The following is a 19,466-nucleotide window of genomic DNA, read 5'->3' as shown; positions in this document are numbered from 1 at the left end:
ATGGTTGTCCTTTTTTTTTGGTTTCAATCTAATTTACAAGAACAAAAAAAAGGACTCATTTTCATGAGTCCTTTCTGTTTTATCCTTGATAATCACCTTCGCCATCACCTTGCATTTTGCGTTCTGGTTTCTCGCGTTCGTTTTTCGGTTTGTTAAAACGGTACGTAAATGATAAGTTTATTTGACGCACTCTCCATTGCATTTCGCTGAACGAATTTGCAAATTGTGGTAAGTTAGTTTCCATAATTCTTTTTCGAGAATTAAACACGTCACTTACGTTAAATGACAGCGTACCTTTGTCTTTTAAAACATCTTTACTAAATGCTAAGTTAGCTGCAAATACGCCTAAACTTCTGCCTTGAGCATTATTTTGAGGACCATTGTAAGTTGCATTTGTTTGCCAATCGATTTTATATGGTAAAGTAATTTTTGAAGTAATTCTTGTAAACCATGACGTAGCTACGTTGTTAAAATCTTGTACAACCTCATCACCTGAAAAACTGGTGTAAGTAAACACCCCTTTTGTTTCATTTCTGAAAAAGTTAAAATTCCCATTTAATTTCCACCATTTGTATGGAGAATAATTCAAAGTAAATTCAAAACCTGCTCTGTATTCTGTGGCTAAATTGATTGGTGAGCTTATTGTTACAGGAATACCATTTACAAAATCACCTGATTCTCTTCTTGCAAATTGAAATACATCACTTGTTTTATTTAAATACAAAGAAGTATTAAAAGTCAATTTTTCCCATCTTTTGATGTATCCAAAATCAATCGCATCTGTAAATGCTGGATCTAAATCAGGATTACCAACAAAGATGTTGATGTTACTTGACAAGTTGCTAAACGGATTTAACAAACGTCCTCTTGGTCTTTGAATTCTACGACTGTAACTTACAGAGGCACTACTTTTGTCCGATATCTCGTAAGTAAAAAAGGCACTTGGAAAAAAGTTATTGTACTTTTTTGTATTAAAATCGTCGGTAGCCAACTGATTGATGTTGATGTTTGAATCTTCAAAACGCAATCCTAATAAAACAGAAAACTTGTTAAACTTGGTTCCGTATTGCGTGTACAAAGCATTTACTTTTTCTTTGTATTGCAACATGTTAGTAAAGTTCGGATTAGAAACCCCATCATTAAGCACACTATAATCGGTCAATAATTCTGAAAAATCGCCACGATATCCTGCCTCAAATTGACTAGCTTCTCCCAAAGGAAGAACATAATCCATTTGGATCAAGTTTCTACTTTGTTTTTGATCATTCAATGTAGTATCAAATTTTACCTCACTAGTATTTGTTGCAGTATCCGTAATCAAAGCATCATTGAACTCATCACTCGTTGAGAACGATCCATCAATAGTTAATTTGTGACCATCTTTTTTAAATCTCTTAATGAAGTTCGAAGAGAATTCAACACTTTCATTGTCGCTTCCCTCTAAGTTGATACGATTTCTGCGGTAATTAAAAGATCCATCCCCATTAATATAATCTTGGAATACATTATCAGTGTTATCTCCGTTGCTTTTTCTGTAATTAAATGAATTTGTCCAAGAAGTACTTTCGTTCAAATACCATTCTACACCAAAATTCCCATTGTATCCTTTACTCAATCTTTCGTTAGTACGAGATTCGTTTACAGAATTAGTAATTTGGTTGTTGTCGTTCAAATAATCCGTGTTTGTGATTGCATTTCCTGGATTATTACGATCGTTATATCCTTGTGTAGTAAAAAGGTTAAAATTCTTTGACTTATAATTTAAAGTACCACTCAAACCATAATTAGCAGGATCTCCTACAGAAGCAATTACAGTTCCGTTCAATCCTTGGTTTTTTCCTTTTTTCAAGATGATGTTTAATAATCCTCCTCCACCTTCAGCATCATAACGAGCTGATGGGTTCGTGATTACCTCCACTTTTTCAATAGCATCTGCTGGAATTAAACGCAATGCCTCAGAGATGTTGATTGCATTCGAAGGTCGTCCATCAATTAAAACACGTACATTTTCGTTTCCTCGTAAGCTTACATTTCCCTCTACATCAACAGATACTGATGGAATATTATCAAGTACATCACTTACAGTACCTCCTTTTACCATAAGGTCGTTCCCTACACTGTATACTTTTTTGTCCAATTTAATTTCGACAGTTGTTTTTTCAGCTCTAATAACTACTTCATTCAACTGATTCGCATCTTCATCAAGGCTAATAACTCCAAGATTAGTACTTTTTTGAAGATTTTTTTGTTTGATGTCATTGGATTTGAAAGATATAAATTCAATTTTTATATCATAAACTCCTGGTTTTACCTCAATGTCAAATTGACCTGTTGCATTGGTGATTCCGCCCGCTACTGGTTTCGGATCATTGGGTAGCATAAAGGTAATAGTTGCGTACTCTAATGGCTGCTTGCTTACTTTTTCGACAACCTTACCTGATATTTTAATTTTTGATCCTGCAGCGCCCGGTTGTGCAAAAGTGAAGAGCGATGTAAAAACAAGAACAAGAATTAAAACGGATTTGATTTTTTTCATTTTTTAAAACTTTGGTTACGCTTTTTAGATGACTAAACCGATTAATGGTTTAATAAGGAGAATCACAAAAAAATGTTAATAAAAAAAATACGTACTTAAATTGCTAAAAAATCTTGGAGCAATTTTTCATTACGTCCCACAATAGCTTTGTTACGATCAATTACAATCGGACGTTCGATTAAAATGGGATATTGTACCATTGCTTGAATTATAGCCTCATCAGTCATTTCAGTTCCTTTGAAGTTTTCTATCCAAATTTTCTCTTTTTGTCGAATCAAATCAATTGGTTTGTAGTTTAATTTTAAAAGGATTGCTTCTAATTCTTGAAAAGTTGGCGCTTCTTGTAAATAATTAACAACTTCAAAATCTATATTATTAGATGTCAATACAGCCAAACATGTTCTAGACTTACCGCAACGGACATTATGAAAAACTTTTATCATGAGATATACTTTTAAAATAATTAATGGAAAAATTCTGATTATTTAATGTAACAAAAGTAGCATTTGTTAAACTTATTTAAGAAATAATTAAACTTAATTGTATGTACATCGAACAAGGAATACAAAATAAAAATTCATTTTGGGGCTACATGCTGGGATCGCTGATATTGATAATTGTATCGTTTATTGGACAACTGTTATTTGTAGGTGCGCTTTTTATTGACTCGCAGTCAAACAACCTTCCTTTTCCTACTTCTGAAAAAGGAATGATGCATTATTTCGATTCGAATACAACGTTATTTTTTCTTTTGATTCCTTTCGCAATTGTACTAGCTACACTTTACTTATTGGTTCGTTTTTATCATAATCAATCGTTTTTATCAGTTACCTCTTCGCGCAAAAAAGTAGATTGGAAACGTGTTGCCTTTTCGTTTACAGTTTGGGCTTCGATTACCATTGTCACCACAATTATCTCTTATTTTTTATATCCAGAAGATTTTAAATGGAACTTTAATCCGCTACCTTTTGCCTTTTTGGTAATTATTGGAGCGCTACTAATTCCTATTCAAACTAGTACTGAAGAGTATGTTTTTAGAGGTTATTTAATGCAAGGCTTTGCTACTTTATCAAAAAATAAATGGTTTCCGCTGATTCTTACTTCCTTGATTTTTGGCGGAATGCATTGGTTTAACCCAGAAGTAACGCAAATGGGTCCAATTATTATGGTTTACTACATTGGCACCGGATTATTCTTGGGTATTATCACCTTAATGGATGAAGGCATGGAACTGGCTTTGGGATTTCATGCGGCCAACAACCTCATCGGCGCGTTATTAGTAACCTCTGACTGGTCAGCCTTTCAAACCAACTCCATTTTTAAGGATGTCTCTGATCCTTCTGCTGGCTTTGATGTGATTTTACCTATTCTTATTATCTATCCTATACTATTATTTGTTTTTGGTAAAAAATACCAATGGACCAATTGGAAAGAAAAATTAACAGGGAAAATTTTAAATGACTAACTTTGGTAAAGAACCTAAACCATCTTAAGCTATGATCGCAGCCTATCAAAAAGTACATCCTCTTTTTAAATTAAATGGATTTCATTTGGATCGAGACGATTTATGCCGAGTAGCCTATAGTTTTATTAAAGAAGGTGATTTGTATGAACAAGCTATTGGCTCCTTTATATTAGATTGGTTTGACTCAAAACTTTATTTAGAAGTTAGTACTTCTGGTACGACGGGGGCACCCAAATTAATACAAGTTCAAAAATCAGCAATGGTACAATCTGCTCTAGCTACAGGAGCTTATTTTGATTTAGGTCAAGGAAATAAAGCCTTGCATTGCCTTCCAACACAATATATTGCTGGAAAAATGATGTTGGTGCGTAGTTTTATTTTGGGGCTTGACCTCGATCTTGTAGCACCAAACAGTACTCCTCTTGCTAAAAACACCACAACCTATCATTTTGTGGCTATGGTACCGTTGCAGGTACAAAACTCGATTGATGGTTTGGCCAAAGTAAAAAAACTAATCGTGGGTGGTACCAAAATGAATTCGGAACTACAAAGTTTAGTTGCCAAATTGCCTACTCAAGTTTTTGAAACTTACGGAATGACCGAAACGGTTTCGCACATTGCTGCTAAACGTGTCGGCGCTACTGCTTTCTCTATTTTACCAAATGTTACTATTAGTCAAGATCAAAGAGGTTGTTTGGTGATTGATGCTCCGCTAGTATCCTCAGAAGTTTTGATAACTAATGATTTGGTTGAAATTTTAAATAAAAAAGAATTCATTTTATTAGGTCGAGCAGATAACATTATCAATAGCGGGGGAATTAAATTGATTCCCGAACAAATTGAAACAAAGCTCGCCTCAAAAATAAAAGACCGCTTTTTTGTAGCAGGAATCCCTGATGCTACTTTGGGAGAAAAATTAATTCTTGTCATTGAAGGTGAATCAAGAGAAATTCCACTTAATGTTTTTGAAACTTTAAGTACTTACGAAAAACCTAAAGACTTTCTTTTTGTTTCACAATTTCTAGAAACAGAAAGCGGAAAAGTAAAAAGAAAAGAAGTTATAACTCAGATTCTCCACGAGAAGAATGCATAAAACAAAAACATCTGAAAGTAAAACCAGATATTATTTGATTTCTTTTCAGATGTTTTGTTATTTAATTCAAAACCCTTGATTTACAAAATATAATCCGTGTTGATGAAGTTGGATTCCTTACTATTGAGTAATTCTTGAAGGATCTCGTTATTGTAAGCATTGTCTTTTGATGCTACAAAAGTTCGTATTGAAAACGAACGCAAAGCATCATGGATACTCAAAGTTCCCACTGCCGAATCTTTGCGGCCGGTAAACGGAAACACATCGGGACCTCTTTGGCAAGAACTATTTAAGTTTACACGACAAACTAAATTTACCAATGCATCAATCAAAGGTGCTATCGTTGTAATATCCTTACCAAATAAACTTACTTGCTGACCGTAATTTGATTCGGCCATATCGTTAAGTGGTTCTTGAATTTCACTAAAAGTCATAATTGGAACTACAGGACCAAATTGTTCCTCATGATACACCCGCATAGCTTTATTTACAGGAAAAAGTACGGCTGGAAATATCGCATTTGGAGTTGTTTGTCCTCCTTTTTCATTAATGATGGAAGCCCCATTTGCTATAGCATCATCAATTAATTCTTGAATGTAAGCAGGTTTATCTTTTTCAGGTAATGGTGTCAGAAACACTCCTTTTTCCCATGGGTTTCCAAAGGCAAGCGCATCTACTTTTGCTGCAAAGCGTTTGTTAAATTCTGCTGAAATAGACTCGTGAACGTAAATAATTTTGAGTGCGGTACAACGTTGTCCGTTGAATGATAATGAGCCTGAAATACATTCTTGAATCGCTAAATCCAAATCGGCATCAGGTAAAACAATCGCTGGATTTTTGGCTTCGAGTCCTAAAATAAGTCGCAATCTGTTTTTATTGGGATGTTGATCTTGTAAGGCAATCGCTGATTTACTATTGCCAATCAAAGCTAAAATATCAACTTTCCCGGATTTCATTATTGGAGAAGCTACCTCTCGACCGCGACCGTAAACAATGTTTATAGCTCCTTTTGGAAAACTATTTCGGAAAGCCTCTAAAAGTGGAGAAATTAATAGTACACCGTGTTTCGCAGGCTTGAAAATTACCGGATTTCCCATGATTAACGCGGGAATCAATAATGAAAATGTTTCATTCAAAGGATAATTGTACGGACCGAGACATAATACTACTCCAAGAGGCCCACGACGTACCATGGCGTTGATGCCTTGCACTTTCGAGAAAAAGGCGCTACGAGTATTGAGTTCTTTTAAACTTGTAATAGTATCGTAAATATATTCTACTGTTCGATCGAATTCTTTTTCAGAATCGCCCAATGATTTACCAATTTCCCACATTAATAATTTTACAACTTCGGCACGAGTGGTTTTCATTTGTTCAACAAATCGCTCCATACACTTAATTCGGTCAGCAACTTTCATCGTTGGCCAAAGTCCTTGTCCGTTATTATAAGCTTCACTTGCAGCTTGCACTGCCTCGTTAGCTTCTGCCTCACTCATAAACGGAATAGAACCAAGTAGTGTGGGTCCATAAGCATCGGTCGAAGAGATAGTAGAAAAAACAGGTGAAGTTTGTCCTTCCCACTTTTTTAATTCGCCGTTGATCAAATAGGTATCTTGATTCAATAAAGCTTTAATCTGAAATTCTTCAGGAATTGTATTCATTTAGTTGGTGTTTTGTGGTTAGTTAATTAGCTATTGTAGTAGTTTAAGGCTCTACCACTTCGCCTTCCCAATCTAAGATTCCTCCAAGCAGATTGTATGCATTTTCAAAACCTAATTGATTCATGATTTCGCAAGCTTTGGCGCTACGCATTCCGGAACGGCAATACACATAGTAATTTTTATCTTTATCCAATTTTTCAACAGCGTCAATAAAACCTTGACCTATGTGAATATCAATATTAATAGCGTTTGCGATAAAACCTTCGTTAAACTCATCAGCAGTTCTTACGTCAAGTATTACTGCATTTTCTTCAGCTTCAAACTGAGCTACCCAATCTTCTTGTGTTAAATTCATAATGATGTTTTTTTTGTAAAAATACGACGTTTTTAAGTAACAGTTATCGTGGCTTTTGTTAATTAGATAATAAAAACAAGAAAACGATTTCGCAACCGTATTACAATCAATACTATAGCCGAAATCGGTTTTAAAATTAGCAAAACACCCTATTTCATCGATAGGACATACAAAATTAATTACTTAAAAATAAAGTAGTTAGCTTAAAAAATATATCTAAATCACCTGCTATTTTCTATTTTATAAAGTACTTTTACCAGCATCAAAAATTAAAATAAACATCAGATGATTGTTCCTTTAAAAACAATTTTTCCGCAATTCTCGCCTGACCTACTTGCTGCCATAGATCAAGAAGCTTCCTACCAAACACAAGAAGCAGGAACCATTTTAATGCGAACTGGGCAGTATATTAAAAATACGGTATTGGTTGTGAGTGGCACTGTAAAAATTTATCGTGAAGACCAAGATGGTGGTGAATTTTTTATGTACTATTTACATCCTGGTCAAGCTTGTGCTATATCGATGATTTGTGCCACCAAAAATGAAAAAAGCCAAATAATGGCCAAAGTAGTTGATGAAGTCGAGTTAATCACTATACCGCTGGCGGTTATGGACAAATGGATGATGCAACACCGCTCTTGGTATGAATTTGTAATCGAAACCTATCGAAACAGATTTGAAGAAGTTTTAGAAGTAATTGATAGTATTGCCTTTAGAGCCATGGATGAACGTTTGGAATTCTACATGCAGCGTCATTCAGACTCTTGTGGTTGCAATGAACTAAAATTGTCTCATCAAGAAATTGCATCCGATTTAAACACATCAAGAGAAGTTATCTCAAGACTTTTAAAAAAAATGGAACAAAGAGGTTTGTTGAAATTGCATCGTAATAACATCGAATTGCTTTCTAAAAAATAACATTCATTGTTTCCTTCTTATTTGTAACTTATTATGGAATATTTTGGCTATTTAGCATCAATAATTATCGGACTTTCGTTGGGTTTAATTGGTGGTGGCGGATCAATATTAACAATACCAATATTGGTCTATTTGTTTCAAATTGATCCCGAACTAGCAACTACATACTCCTTATTTATCGTAGGGGTTACATCCTTATTAGGCTGTATTAGCCATTATAAATTGGGGAACTTACAACTCAAGTCGGCTTTGTACTTTGCAATACCATCCGTATTTTCTATTTTAATTATTCGAGAAGTGATTTTTCCGCAAATTGCCACTACCCTTTTTACAATAGCAACTTATCAAGTTTCTAAAAACGATTTAATCATGATTGTTTTTTCGATTCTAATGATGGCGGCAGCAATAGCAATGATTCGAAAAAGCAAACCCATTCCTGAAGGTTTAAAAACAAATTACATACAATTGGGCTTTATTGGCTTTGTTGTGGGAATTGTGACCGGTTTCTTGGGAGCAGGAGGCGGATTTTTGATTATTCCTGCTTTATTATTTTTTGCTAATTTACCAATGAAACAAGCTGTTGGAACTTCCTTACTGATTATTTTTATCAACTCTAGTATCGGGTTTGCGGGCGATTTGTATATCGGGACTGCAATTGATTATCGACTATTATTAGTGATTGCCGCGATGGCTTTTGTTGGGATGCTGATTGGAATTCAAATTTCAAAAAAGATAAATGGAGCACAACTCAAACCTATTTTTGGTTGGTTTGTTTTAATCATGGGCGCGTACATTATTACCAGAGAACTTTTTTTCTAAAAAATATACAACTGTAACAATTATCACTTTTATTACTAAAAAACAAAAGTACATTTGTACTCAAATAAAACATACTATTATGAAAATTGAACAAATATATACCGGATGTTTAGCACAAGGTGCCTATTACATTACTTCAAATGGAGTTGCAGCAATCATTGATCCACTGCGTGAAACGCAACCGTATTTAGATCGTTTGCAAAGAGATGGAGTAGTATTAAAATATATTTTTGAAACTCATTTTCACGCTGATTTCGTTTCGGGACATTTGGACTTAAGCAAGCAAACAGGAGCACCAATCGTTTACGGTCCACAGGCAGTAACTGCTTTTGAAGCTATTTCAGCAACTGACGGGCAATTATTCCCTCTTGGAAATGTAACTATCAAAGTATTGCACACGCCAGGACATACGATGGAGAGTACTTCTTATTTGCTTTTAGATGAAAACGGTAGAGAGCACGCGCTCTTTTCAGGTGATACATTGTTTATTGGCGATGTTGGCCGACCTGATTTGGCCCAAAAAGCGGCGCATTTAACACAAGAACAATTGGCTGCCACATTATATCAATCTTTACGTTCAAAAATCATGACTTTGCCTGATGATGTGATTGTGTATCCGGCGCATGGTGCAGGTAGCGCTTGTGGCAAAAATATGAGTAAAGAAACAGTATCGACCATTGGAAACCAAAAAGCTACCAATTATGCATTGCGTGCGAACATGACGGAAGCCGAGTTTATTCAAGAAGTTACAGATGGTTTGTTACCACCGCCGGCCTATTTTGGTATGAACGTAGCAATGAACAAGCAAGGTTACGAGAGCTTTGAAAATGTTTTAAACCTAGGCATGAGAGCACTTACGGCTGAAGAGTTTGAAGTTGCAGCCTCTGAAACTGGAGCTTTACTACTGGATACTCGAAAAAATGGTGATTTTGCCAAAGGTTTTATTCCGCAATCGATTAATATTGGTATTGATGGCGACTTTGCTCCGTGGGTAGGATCGATGATTGCCGATGTTAAACAACCTATTTTAATTATTTGCGAGGTGGGTCAAGAAGAGGAAACTGTTACCAGATTGAGTCGCGTAGGTTTTGACAATTTGGTAGGCCACTTGGCAGGAGGTTTTGAGTCTTGGGTGACTGCAGGAAAAGAAACCGATACCATCAATAGAATTACGGCCGAAACATTTGCAAAGCAAGTAATTATAGGCGAAAGCAAAGTAATTGATATTCGAAAAGCAACAGAATATGCAGCGGAGCATGTAACAGATGCTTACAGCAAACCACTTGCAGCAATTAATGATTGGATCGAAGACATTGACCCGAAACAACACTTTTTTATTCATTGTGCAGGCGGATACCGCAGTATGATAGCAGCATCAATTTTAGAAGCAAGAGGATTTAGAAATTTTACTGAAATTGAAGGCGGATTTAACGCTATTGCAAAAACAGAGGTTACAAAAACTGATTTTGTTTGTCAGAGTAAAATACTTCAAAACTAGTTCAGCAGTAGTAAAATTATCATAAACCTCAACATCGGTTAGTGTGATTTACCTATTTTAAATAATTTGGAAATCGTACTACCAAATTAAATAAAGATTGTTTTAATGAGTGAAACGAAAGAGATCAACTTGAATGAAACACTAAATAAAAATTATTGGGATAATCGCTACCAAACTAACAATACCCAATGGGATATTGGTCAAGTTGCACCACCAATTCAGGATTTTATAGACTCTATTACTGATAAAAATGCTAAAATTCTGATTCCAGGTTGTGGCAATTGTTATGAAGCCATTTGTTTGCTTCAACAAGGATTTACAGCCATTACATTAATAGATATTGCACCTACATTAGTCGATAGCTTACAGGAAAAATTCAAAAATGACCCAGAAATTCAAGTAATTTTAGGAGATTTTTTCGAACATCAAGGCAGTTATGATTATATTCTGGAGCAAACTTTTTTTTGTGCTTTGTCTCCGCAAAACAGACCCTTGTATGTTTCAAAAATGAAAGAACTACTTACTCCAAACGGTGTTTTGTTTGGACTTTTATTTAACCGAGAATTTGAATCAGGACCTCCCTTTGGCGGAAGCAAAATGGAATACCAGTGTTTATTTGAATCAGATTTCAATATCATTAGCCTTGAAAAAGCCAAGAATTCAATTCAGCCAAGAGCTAATGCGGAAGTTTTTATTCATTTTCTTAGAAAAAATTAAGGTTTGAACTTTTAAAATCAGTTTAATGTTAACTGTCAAGCATTATTTATAATTTCTACTCTTTACAGATAAAAAAACGGATAAGAACTGCTATTAAACAGTTTTTATCCGTTTTTTAATTATTCCTTGGTTAACCACAAGTGCAACATTTTCTCTAAATCAGCTTGTATAATTGGCTTTGGTAAATAATCATTCATGCCAGCTTCAAAACATTTTTCCTTGTCACCAACCATGATTCCTGCAGTAATGGCTATTATTGGAACATCTTTGTAGCCCTCTATTTGTCGAATTTCGGCTGTAGCCTCATATCCATTTTTGTTTGGCATTTGAATGTCCATCAAAATAAGATCGGGTTTGTAATTACGAGAAATTTCAATCGCCTCGCTACCGTCTTTGGCTTCATAAACGAGACAATTTTCAATAATCCGTTTCACTAACGTTTTAGCTAACATCATATTTATTTTATTATCCTCAACAATAAGAATCTTTTTATCTGATAATTCAAATTGAGGAATAGTTGTATTTTCGTCAATAGATTTTTGAATTGCTATTGCTTCATTTTTTTTATGTTTGGCTTTTTTAAATTTAATTTCGAAAAAGAAATCACTTCCTTCACCAAAAGTACTTATCAACTGAAGCCTGCTATTCATCAAGGCCAGAAGCTGGTTTGAAATTGCTAAACCAAGTCCTGTACCTCCAAATTTTCGATTGGTCGAATTATCTTCTTGTACAAAAGATTTAAAGATTTTCTTGTTGTTATCAGTTTTAATTCCGACACCGGTATCCTTCACGGAAAATTTTATTGTAGACCACTTTTGCCCCGAAGATTCTACTTTGTTTATGTCTAAACGAATTTCGCCAAAGTGGGTAAACTTAATAGCGTTACTCAAGAGATTTACCAAAATTTGTTTCAGTCGAACGGAATCGGCTAAAATATATTGCGGAACTAATTTATCGATATTTAGTATTAACTGGATGTTCTTCCTGCTCGCTTGAATTTTAAACAAATTTATAACCTGAGTAGTTAACTTAACAATATTAACCTCTTCGATGGTCAATTCTAATTTTCCAGATTCAATTTTAGAAAAATCCAAAACGTCATTTACAATATCCATAAGTGAGGTTGCGGACTCATTTACGGTTGTCATGTATTCTGCCTGATTTTTCTTTAAATTAGATTTCATTAATAGGTGCGTAAATCCTATAATTCCGTTCAATGGTGTCCGTATTTCGTGGCTCATATTGGCTAAGAAATCTGTTTTAGCTTTATTTGCTGCTTCGGCTTGTTCTTTGGCCTTCAGCAATTCCATCTCGAGTATTTTTTGCTCTGTAATATCGATAAAACTTATAATGACCTCAACCAAATTACCGTGTATATCAAAATCAGGAAAACCATTGACCAGCAACCAAGTTATGGCGCTAGAATTAGACAGTTCTAAGCCGACTTTAAAGTTTTTAAGCGGTTTTCTAGAGGCAATAATTTGATTTACCGGATACCATTCCAATGTCATTTTATCATTGTTTTCATCGTAAAACTTCCAAATCGGACTACTCGCCTTCATTCCCTTCAAGGAGTCTACATCGTAAGCTAATAACTCAGCTGCCTTTTGATTCCACACAATGATTGAAGTATCAGGAGCGTGAACAATGATTCCGGCATCTAAATTGCTAATCAGTCCGCGGTAACGTTCTTCACTTTTAAAGAGCATAAGATCGGACTGCTTTGACTGCGTAATATCACGACTCAAACAAATATAATGCTTCTCATCGCTTGCACTGTCAGACATTGGTGCAACCGACAGTTCAAACCAATGCAAGCCTGATGTTGGTAGGTTAAGTGAATATTGACGTCCCGTTGAATATCCAAATTCACTAGCTTCTTTTAAAGCAGATAATATTAAGTTGGAAGCATCTGCTGGTAATATCTCCGAAAATAATTTCCCAATAAAGTACTCAGGTGTTGCTAGTAGCAATTCGTTGGTACGGGAATGATAATTATATATTTTCCCATCGCCATCTAACTCAAAAAGCATATCAGGAATGGCGCCAAGAATAGCCTCCATTTTTTTATGCATTTTCATAAACTCGTCGTCAATTTTTTTCCGTTCGCTAATATTTCTAACAATTGCCACAATCCTTCCGTCAGCAATCATCTTAGCAGTAATTTCGACAGCGACTAAAGAACCGTTTTTATGTTGCATACTGCGTTCTATTAACGTTTGATGGCCATCTGCTAATTCTTTATACATTATCGGTATTCGTTCGAGCTCTTCAATTTGATATAAATCTTTGACGTTTTTAGAGCACAATTCTTCTTTAGAATAGCCCAACATATTGCAAGCACTTTCGTTTACCTCTAACAAATCACCACAAAGATTATTTATAAAAATAGCGTCTGATGCTTGCTCTATTAAACTGCGGTATTGTTCTTCACTATTACTTAGTTTTTCTTTAATATTTTTTAACTCTGTAATTTCAGTTAGCGCCCCATTTAATCGAATAGCCTTACCATTATGGTCTCGGGTGACGATACCACGGTCGTAAAATATACCATAAGTTCCATCAGCTTTAAGAAAACGAAATTCATCGGACCAACTGCTTTCCGTTCCAGCATAAGTTTCATCTAATTTTTTCGTGACCCGTTCAAAATCGTCTGGATGTAATTTAGAACGCCATAAAACTGTATTTTGTAGCCCGTTAGGTTCTAAACTGCCAAAACCTAATAGATCAATAAATGTTTGATTGTTCCAACTTTGACCGGTAATTAAATCTACTTCAAAAACAGCATCATTTGTAGCCTTTGCAATAGTTTCAAAACGGGAGTTTGCAGTTTTGAGTTCCTCTTCGGCTTTTTTAATTTCAGATAGGTCAAGTCCCATTCCTAACAAACATCGTTCACTGTTGTATTGAATTGGTTTTGAGTTGATAAAATACGGAACCTTCACCTTATTTTTTGTATAAAAAACAACCTCAATTCCTGGCAATTTATCACCTTCTTCAAAGTTTATTGCAAATGCTAGTTCTATTCGATCTCTAATTTTTGATTTTTCATCGTCGTCAAACAAATCAAGCGCTCTTAATTGCCCCATTTCTTCGGACGAATAACCAGTGAGATTTTCAAAGTTTTTATTCCATTTTACAAACTTTCCATCCTCATTGTACAAATAGAAGATTCCTGGTAGATTATTAATAACTACTTCAGACAGCTGCTGCTCTTTTAAAATTGCAACTTCAGATTTTTTGCGTTCTGTTATGTCTGTTATAGTACCAACATATCCAACTACCTCATTTTTAATATTACGTTCTGGTATTGCTTGTCCCATTACCCAAACAATAGTACCATCGGGTTTCAAAAAACGATACTCTGTTATAGATTTTTCCTGTGTTTTTGAGTCCAAATGCCATCTTTTTGCCAAGTATTCCTTATCATCCGGATGCACTGCATCGAGCCAACCGTAACCAATGGCATCCTCAAAAGAAAAACCTGAAATCCGACTCCAATAAGGATTTACATACGTTGTATACCCTGTAATGTCAGTTCTAAAAATTCCAACAGGAGATACTTCTGTTAAAGTGTGGTAGCGCTGTTCGCTTTCAATTATTGCTTCAGATGCTTTTTTCCTTTGTGACTCATTTTCAAGAATTTCAAGTGCAAAGGCAATATCGTTGGTTGCCTCTTGCAATAATTGTATTTCTTCTTCATCAAAAAAGTTCTTTTCACCGGCATAAAACATGATGACACCTATTACTTCCTTAAATTTCTGAATAGGCAATGCTATCACAGATTTATAATTGCGTTTAAGTGCTTCTTCTTTCCAAGGCAACATCATTACATCTATCTCAACATCATTGCAAACTATATATTGGTTTTCAAGAAATGCTCTAGCAGCAGGGCCTTGACCTTCAGGTATATTTGCATTTGTTGAAGGAATTACAATATTTTTAAAATAATCTTGGTGATCACCCGCCATACGAACGGGTTGCAATAACTGCAGTTGCTCATCATACAATCCAATCCATGCCATTCTGAACTTTCCTTGTTCAACTGCAATTGTACAAGCCTCATAGAATAAATTTTCTTGATTAATTGTACGAACAATCATTTGGTTCATGTGACTAATAAAAGAGTATAAACGATTGGCTTTGATGATCTTTTGTTCCGCTATCACTCGAGCAGTAACATCTGTTATGATGCCATGACAAATTACTGTTCCTTGTGGCTCCAAAATTGGCAACGAATTTATATTATGCCACATTAAGCCCTTTGTAGGATGAAAATATCGGTATTCTGTTTGTAGTGGTACCAAATTATTTTTAGTATTGGTAACGCTAGCTAACAAAGGAGCAAGATCATCAGGATGTACGGCAGCATAAATTTGTTGCTGATTGTTTTCTATTTCTTCAAATCTAAATCCAAAAACATCTACAATCGCACTACTGGCGTAGGTATAAGTAAAGCTTCCGTCTAAATTTTGTCGTAACGAATAAATCATTCCTGGCGAGGCTTCAGCAATTTTTAAAAATTTATCCCGTTCCAGCTCCAATTGCATTTGAGCCGCTTTTGCTTGAGTAACATCTCGCATATTGGTAATAATCCCGCGCACATCAGGATCGTGCAAAAGGTTATTAACGTATCCCTCCATCCAAATAAAGTGCCCATCACTGTGCTTGACTTGAAACTGTACCGGAAATGACAAACCCGGATTTTTGATAGCCAAAGCCATTTTTTCTTTCACATATTGTAAATTGTCTGGATGTATAAAATCTAGGCCGCATAATTCTGAAAAATCATCGTTTGTCCAACCTGTGATTTTTTTTGAAGACTCACTTTTAAATAAAATTCGATAGTTTTCGTCTAATAAAGTGATACTATCTTGATTGTTTTGAATAAAAGCCCTAAATCGTCTTTCATTGCGAACAAGTTGTTCTTGAATGTTTTTTTGTTCTGTAATGTCTTTTACAAAACCTAAAAATTTATTTTCGGATAACTTTACAGCTTCGGCAGCCCAGCATCTCACTTCCCCAGATTTTGTTTTGATAAAAATTTCTTTTTTACCAACACCATTTTCTACCAATTTTTTAAATTCCTTAATGTACTCTTGAATCTCTTCTTCAATCGATAAGTCACCAAACTTCATTTTTAAAAGTTCTTCTCTTGAATATCCTGATAATGTGCATGCTGCTTGGTTGACCTCTAAATAATGACCTTTTTCACCTATTACAAAAACGCCATCGGGGGCATTGTCGATATAAGTTTTAAAGTTTGAATTACTTTCTCGCTCTTGTAGTTGCAATTCGTACTCAACTGCCGAAACGTCACGTTCTTTTATTTCTTGTTCGAAATTTTTCTTATTTGTAATGTCTTGAATCGTTCCTTTTAAATGGCGTACAACTCCATCTTCATCAACAATTGGAAAAACTTTCACATTTAAATACTTCCTCTTTCCATTTGATAAAATCGCACATTGTTCAAATACTAATTCTTCTTTTTCACTAGCGCAAGTTGCTATTTTGTTTAAAAAAAGGGCAGCAGATTCCTTAGTTAAAACTGATAAAAACTCCTGATAAAAATCTAATTGTGATATTTTTTCAACTTCATAAATAGCAAGCAATTGCTGCGACCATTGCATTTTTTTTGATCTGAGATCGAGTTCCCAACTGCCTATTTTTGCAATTTTTTCAATATCATTGGAAACTGTTTCGCCATCGAATAATAATTTTTGTGTAGTTTCTAAAACAGCAACTTCCCTACCAACACATTGGATGCACTTATTTTTTGATGACAGTATCAATAGCCATTCAAAATCAAAAATTCTTCCATCATTCCCTAGCAATCTATTGTTTAAAATAGTTCTAGAAACACCACTAGCTAACAAGTCTAATGCTTCCACAGTTTTTTCATGATCATCCGGATGTATAAAATCTAAAAAGGAACGACTGAGTAAATCTTGGTCTGAGAAACCAAATTTAGCTGTGAAAGTGCTTTCAATTTGCTTAAATAAACCATCGAATGTGACCATGCACTCCACTTCGTGGGACTGATAGAAACCATTTTCAAAATTTTTGAGTTCAGCATTTTCTTGCTCCAACCTACTAATTTGTTGCTCTTGGGCTTTGAGTTGCCTGATTAGATCGTCATAGGATGGTTCTTTTGATTGCATATTGTGAAAATATTAAAGAAAAAGCTAAATGTATAAATTTTTAAAACTTAAATCAAGTTTACTTTTTTCAAATTAAAACCTTCAAAAAATCAACAAATCAAATCATTAGACATTTAAAAATGTTTTAAAATTCAAGTTTAAAAAATGCATTTACATAACTTTGAATTGCTACTTTTCCTTGGCTCTTAAAAAATTAACAAAAATTTAATCAACATTTGTATATACAACATTAAATAAATACTACATTTGTACCCACAAATGACATATATACAAATATGAAAATTGAAGAAATATTAAAATCTACTGTTGCGATGGATAATTCTAAGAAAATTATCCTCAATATCATGTACACGCAAAATGTACTAGCAGAAAATTTTAATGAAATTTTGAAACCTTTTGAAATATCAAGTGAGCAGTACAATGTACTGCGCATTTTAAGAGGACAAAAAGGCAATCCAGCAAATATGTGCGTCATTCAAGAGCGTATGTTAGCAAAAACAAGTAACACCACTCGGTTAGTAGATAAATTACTTTTGAAAAGTTTTGTAACTCGTAAGGTTTGCTCGGACAACCGCCGAAAGATTGAAGTTTTGATTACGCAAAAAGGACTCGATATCCTTGCAGCATTAGACGAAAAAGTTTTGACTCACGAACAGTCTTTTTCAAAAAAGTTAACAGATCAAGAAATTGAAACACTAAATCAATTATTAGAAAAATATAGAAATCCATAAATACCAAAAACAAAAATGAATAGATTCTTAGAAAATCAAAATTGGAGATATGCAACAAAGAAATTTGATGCTTCCAAAAAAGTAAGCGCTGAAGATTTAAATACTTTAAAAGAGGCTATTAGACTCAGCGCTTCATCGTATGGTTTACAGCCATACAAAATTATCATTGTTGAAAATCCTGAATTAAGAGCTAAAATTCAGCCATCTGCTTGGGGACAAACACAAATCGTTGATGCTTCTCACCTATTGGTTTTTGCTAACGAGGTAAATTTTGGAGCTGAAGGAATTGATGCTGTGATTACCAACATGAGTGAAACAAGAAGTATTCCTGTTGAAAATTTAAAGCCTTATGCTGACTTGATGAAAAACAACCTGACTACACTTCCTGAAGAAGTACGTAACACTTGGGCAGCAAAACAGACTTACTTAGCAATGGGTAACTTATTGAATGCTGCAGCTGAACTAAAAATTGACGTTACGCCAATGGAAGGATTTGTTCCTGCTGATGTAAATGCAATATTAGGACTGAACGAATTAGGCTTGAACGCTTCTTTGATCGCGACCGTAGGTTACAGACATGAAGAAGATGCAACTCAATTTGCTAAGAAAGTACGTAAATCAACTGAAGAATTATTTATTACACTATAATTATTAATCCACATTAAACAAAAAAACAAATGAAAAATCTAAAATCAATTGCATTAGCAGTAGTAGTAGCTTTAGCTACAGTAACAGGAAACGCTCAAACTAAAAAAGTAGATGCTACTCAAAGCTCTATTAAATGGGTTGGAAAAAAAGTAACAGGTGCTCATGAAGGTAACATAAACCTTAAGAGTGGTAACCTTGTTTTTAAAAGTAAAAAATTAGTTGGTGGAAACTTTATTGTTGACATGAACTCAATGACTGTAACTGACTTAAAAGCAGGTCAAGGAAAAGAAAAATTAGAAGGACACTTAAAAGCTGATGACTTTTTTGGAACTGACAAATTCGCAACTTCAACTTTAGTGTTCAAAAAAGTAACTGCAAAATCTGCAAACGTTTACGCAGTAACAGCTGATTTGACTATCAAAGGAATTACTAAACCAGTAACTTTTGACTTGACTACAACTGCAAACACTGCAAATGCTAACGTAGTAGTTGATAGAACTAAATACAAAATTGAGTACAACTCAGCTAGTATCTTCAGCGCAATTGGTGACAAAGCCATCAACGATGATTTCACATTAGCTGTAGCTTTAAAATTCTAAGAATTTATAGCCCTCACACTATAACCCCAACAAGCAATTGTTGGGGTTCTTTTTTATACCAACTAATCTTCAGTCAGGATTTAACAAAATAGCGTGATAAGTGCTTCATTTTTAACAACCGTTTTATTTGCAAGTCCAATAATCATTTCTATATTTGCACTATAGAAAATAAAAAATGAACACAATTTTAAACAATACTTGGTGGTGGAACAATTTACGTCAGTCGTCGTGAAGAGAGCTCCTATAGTATGTTTAAAACTGCTTA

The 19,466-nt window shown here is 34.5% G+C and carries 14 protein-coding genes; 9 read left to right on the top strand and 5 right to left on the bottom strand.

Annotation, left to right across the window (positions count from 1 at the left end; all coding sequences use genetic code 11):
* Window positions 1-79 precede the first annotated feature (79 nt).
* Both L1S34_RS11535 and L1S34_RS11530 read right to left on the bottom strand, forming a co-directional pair.
* The gene (locus L1S34_RS11535) at window positions 80-2,536 is read right to left on the bottom strand and encodes an outer membrane beta-barrel family protein (RefSeq protein WP_236364144.1); all 2,457 of its coding nucleotides are present in this window, start codon (window positions 2,534-2,536) and stop codon (window positions 80-82) included.
* A gap of 95 nt (window positions 2,537-2,631) precedes the next feature.
* Window positions 2,632-2,979: an ArsC/Spx/MgsR family protein gene (locus L1S34_RS11530; protein WP_166133673.1), complete on the bottom strand. Its 348-nt coding sequence runs from the start codon at window positions 2,977-2,979 to the stop codon at window positions 2,632-2,634.
* A gap of 101 nt (window positions 2,980-3,080) precedes the next feature.
* Here L1S34_RS11530 and L1S34_RS11525 point away from each other — a divergent pair, with 101 nt between their 5' ends.
* Both L1S34_RS11525 and L1S34_RS11520 read left to right on the top strand, forming a co-directional pair.
* Window positions 3,081-4,001 carry a CPBP family intramembrane glutamic endopeptidase gene (locus L1S34_RS11525; protein WP_236364143.1) on the top strand — a complete coding sequence of 307 codons (921 nt, stop codon included), beginning with the start codon at window positions 3,081-3,083 and terminating at the stop codon, window positions 3,999-4,001.
* 31 nt (window positions 4,002-4,032) lie between these two features.
* Entirely contained in the window at window positions 4,033-5,094 is a 1,062-nt protein-coding gene (locus L1S34_RS11520) for an AMP-binding protein (RefSeq protein WP_236364142.1), read from the top strand.
* Between the two features lie 80 nt (window positions 5,095-5,174).
* Here L1S34_RS11520 and L1S34_RS11515 read toward each other — a convergent pair whose 3' ends face one another.
* Window positions 5,175-6,755, bottom strand: a complete 1,581-nt coding sequence (locus L1S34_RS11515) for an NADP-dependent glyceraldehyde-3-phosphate dehydrogenase (protein WP_166133668.1) — start codon at window positions 6,753-6,755, stop codon at window positions 5,175-5,177.
* A gap of 43 nt (window positions 6,756-6,798) precedes the next feature.
* Window positions 6,799-7,110, bottom strand: coding sequence for a rhodanese-like domain-containing protein (locus L1S34_RS11510; protein WP_236364141.1), 312 nt, complete (start codon window positions 7,108-7,110; stop codon window positions 6,799-6,801).
* A gap of 285 nt (window positions 7,111-7,395) precedes the next feature.
* On the opposite strand from L1S34_RS11510, the gene L1S34_RS11505 reads away from it, so the two are divergent.
* From L1S34_RS11505 to L1S34_RS11490, 4 genes are all read left to right on the top strand, one after another.
* Window positions 7,396-8,028, top strand: coding sequence for a Crp/Fnr family transcriptional regulator (locus L1S34_RS11505; RefSeq protein WP_236364140.1), 633 nt, complete (start codon window positions 7,396-7,398; stop codon window positions 8,026-8,028).
* Window positions 8,029-8,061: 33 nt separating this feature from the next.
* On the top strand, window positions 8,062-8,847 hold the full coding sequence (locus L1S34_RS11500; protein ID WP_236364139.1) for a sulfite exporter TauE/SafE family protein: 786 nt from the start codon (window positions 8,062-8,064) through the stop codon (window positions 8,845-8,847).
* A gap of 79 nt (window positions 8,848-8,926) precedes the next feature.
* Window positions 8,927-10,345: an MBL fold metallo-hydrolase gene (locus L1S34_RS11495; RefSeq protein WP_236364138.1), complete on the top strand. Its 1,419-nt coding sequence runs from the start codon at window positions 8,927-8,929 to the stop codon at window positions 10,343-10,345.
* A 105-nt stretch (window positions 10,346-10,450) separates the two neighbouring features.
* Window positions 10,451-11,062: a methyltransferase domain-containing protein gene (locus tag L1S34_RS11490; RefSeq protein WP_236364137.1), complete on the top strand. Its 612-nt coding sequence runs from the start codon at window positions 10,451-10,453 to the stop codon at window positions 11,060-11,062.
* Between the two features lie 119 nt (window positions 11,063-11,181).
* Here the strand turns inward: L1S34_RS11490 and L1S34_RS11485 are convergent, their stop codons facing one another.
* Window positions 11,182-17,223 (bottom strand): PAS domain S-box protein, encoded by a 6,042-nt coding sequence (locus L1S34_RS11485; protein WP_236364136.1) that lies wholly within the window; start codon window positions 17,221-17,223, stop codon window positions 11,182-11,184.
* A gap of 275 nt (window positions 17,224-17,498) precedes the next feature.
* Here L1S34_RS11485 and L1S34_RS11480 point away from each other — a divergent pair, with 275 nt between their 5' ends.
* From L1S34_RS11480 to L1S34_RS11470, 3 genes are read left to right on the top strand one after another with little or no spacing between them, the layout of a single operon-like run.
* Window positions 17,499-17,954, top strand: a complete 456-nt coding sequence (locus L1S34_RS11480) for a MarR family winged helix-turn-helix transcriptional regulator (RefSeq protein WP_236364135.1) — start codon at window positions 17,499-17,501, stop codon at window positions 17,952-17,954.
* A gap of 15 nt (window positions 17,955-17,969) precedes the next feature.
* On the top strand, window positions 17,970-18,602 hold the full coding sequence (locus tag L1S34_RS11475; RefSeq protein ID WP_236364134.1) for an NAD(P)H-dependent oxidoreductase: 633 nt from the start codon (window positions 17,970-17,972) through the stop codon (window positions 18,600-18,602).
* Window positions 18,603-18,631: 29 nt separating this feature from the next.
* On the top strand, window positions 18,632-19,201 hold the full coding sequence (locus L1S34_RS11470) for a YceI family protein (RefSeq protein ID WP_236364133.1): 570 nt from the start codon (window positions 18,632-18,634) through the stop codon (window positions 19,199-19,201).
* Window positions 19,202-19,466 lie beyond the last annotated feature (265 nt).

The sequence above is a fragment of the Flavobacterium sp. K77 genome (genome assembly GCF_021608205.1).
GTDB classification, from domain to species: domain Bacteria; phylum Bacteroidota; class Bacteroidia; order Flavobacteriales; family Flavobacteriaceae; genus Flavobacterium; species Flavobacterium turcicum.
This window is presented reverse-complemented; position numbering and strand designations above follow the sequence as displayed.

Coding starts and splice junctions, on each gene's coding strand:
- L1S34_RS11500 (WP_236364139.1), top strand. CDS start 8,062: ATGGAATATTTTGGCTATTTAGCATCAATAATTATCGGACTTTCGTTG.
- L1S34_RS11530 (WP_166133673.1), bottom strand. CDS start 2,979: ATGATAAAAGTTTTTCATAATGTCCGTTGCGGTAAGTCTAGAACATGT.
- L1S34_RS11470 (WP_236364133.1), top strand. CDS start 18,632: ATGAAAAATCTAAAATCAATTGCATTAGCAGTAGTAGTAGCTTTAGCT.
- L1S34_RS11505 (WP_236364140.1), top strand. CDS start 7,396: ATGATTGTTCCTTTAAAAACAATTTTTCCGCAATTCTCGCCTGACCTA.
- L1S34_RS11510 (WP_236364141.1), bottom strand. CDS start 7,110: ATGAATTTAACACAAGAAGATTGGGTAGCTCAGTTTGAAGCTGAAGAA.
- L1S34_RS11490 (WP_236364137.1), top strand. CDS start 10,451: ATGAGTGAAACGAAAGAGATCAACTTGAATGAAACACTAAATAAAAAT.
- L1S34_RS11475 (WP_236364134.1), top strand. CDS start 17,970: ATGAATAGATTCTTAGAAAATCAAAATTGGAGATATGCAACAAAGAAA.
- L1S34_RS11515 (WP_166133668.1), bottom strand. CDS start 6,755: ATGAATACAATTCCTGAAGAATTTCAGATTAAAGCTTTATTGAATCAA.
- L1S34_RS11495 (WP_236364138.1), top strand. CDS start 8,927: ATGAAAATTGAACAAATATATACCGGATGTTTAGCACAAGGTGCCTAT.
- L1S34_RS11525 (WP_236364143.1), top strand. CDS start 3,081: ATGTACATCGAACAAGGAATACAAAATAAAAATTCATTTTGGGGCTAC.
- L1S34_RS11485 (WP_236364136.1), bottom strand. CDS start 17,223: ATGCAATCAAAAGAACCATCCTATGACGATCTAATCAGGCAACTCAAA.
- L1S34_RS11535 (WP_236364144.1), bottom strand. CDS start 2,536: ATGAAAAAAATCAAATCCGTTTTAATTCTTGTTCTTGTTTTTACATCG.
- L1S34_RS11480 (WP_236364135.1), top strand. CDS start 17,499: ATGAAAATTGAAGAAATATTAAAATCTACTGTTGCGATGGATAATTCT.
- L1S34_RS11520 (WP_236364142.1), top strand. CDS start 4,033: ATGATCGCAGCCTATCAAAAAGTACATCCTCTTTTTAAATTAAATGGA.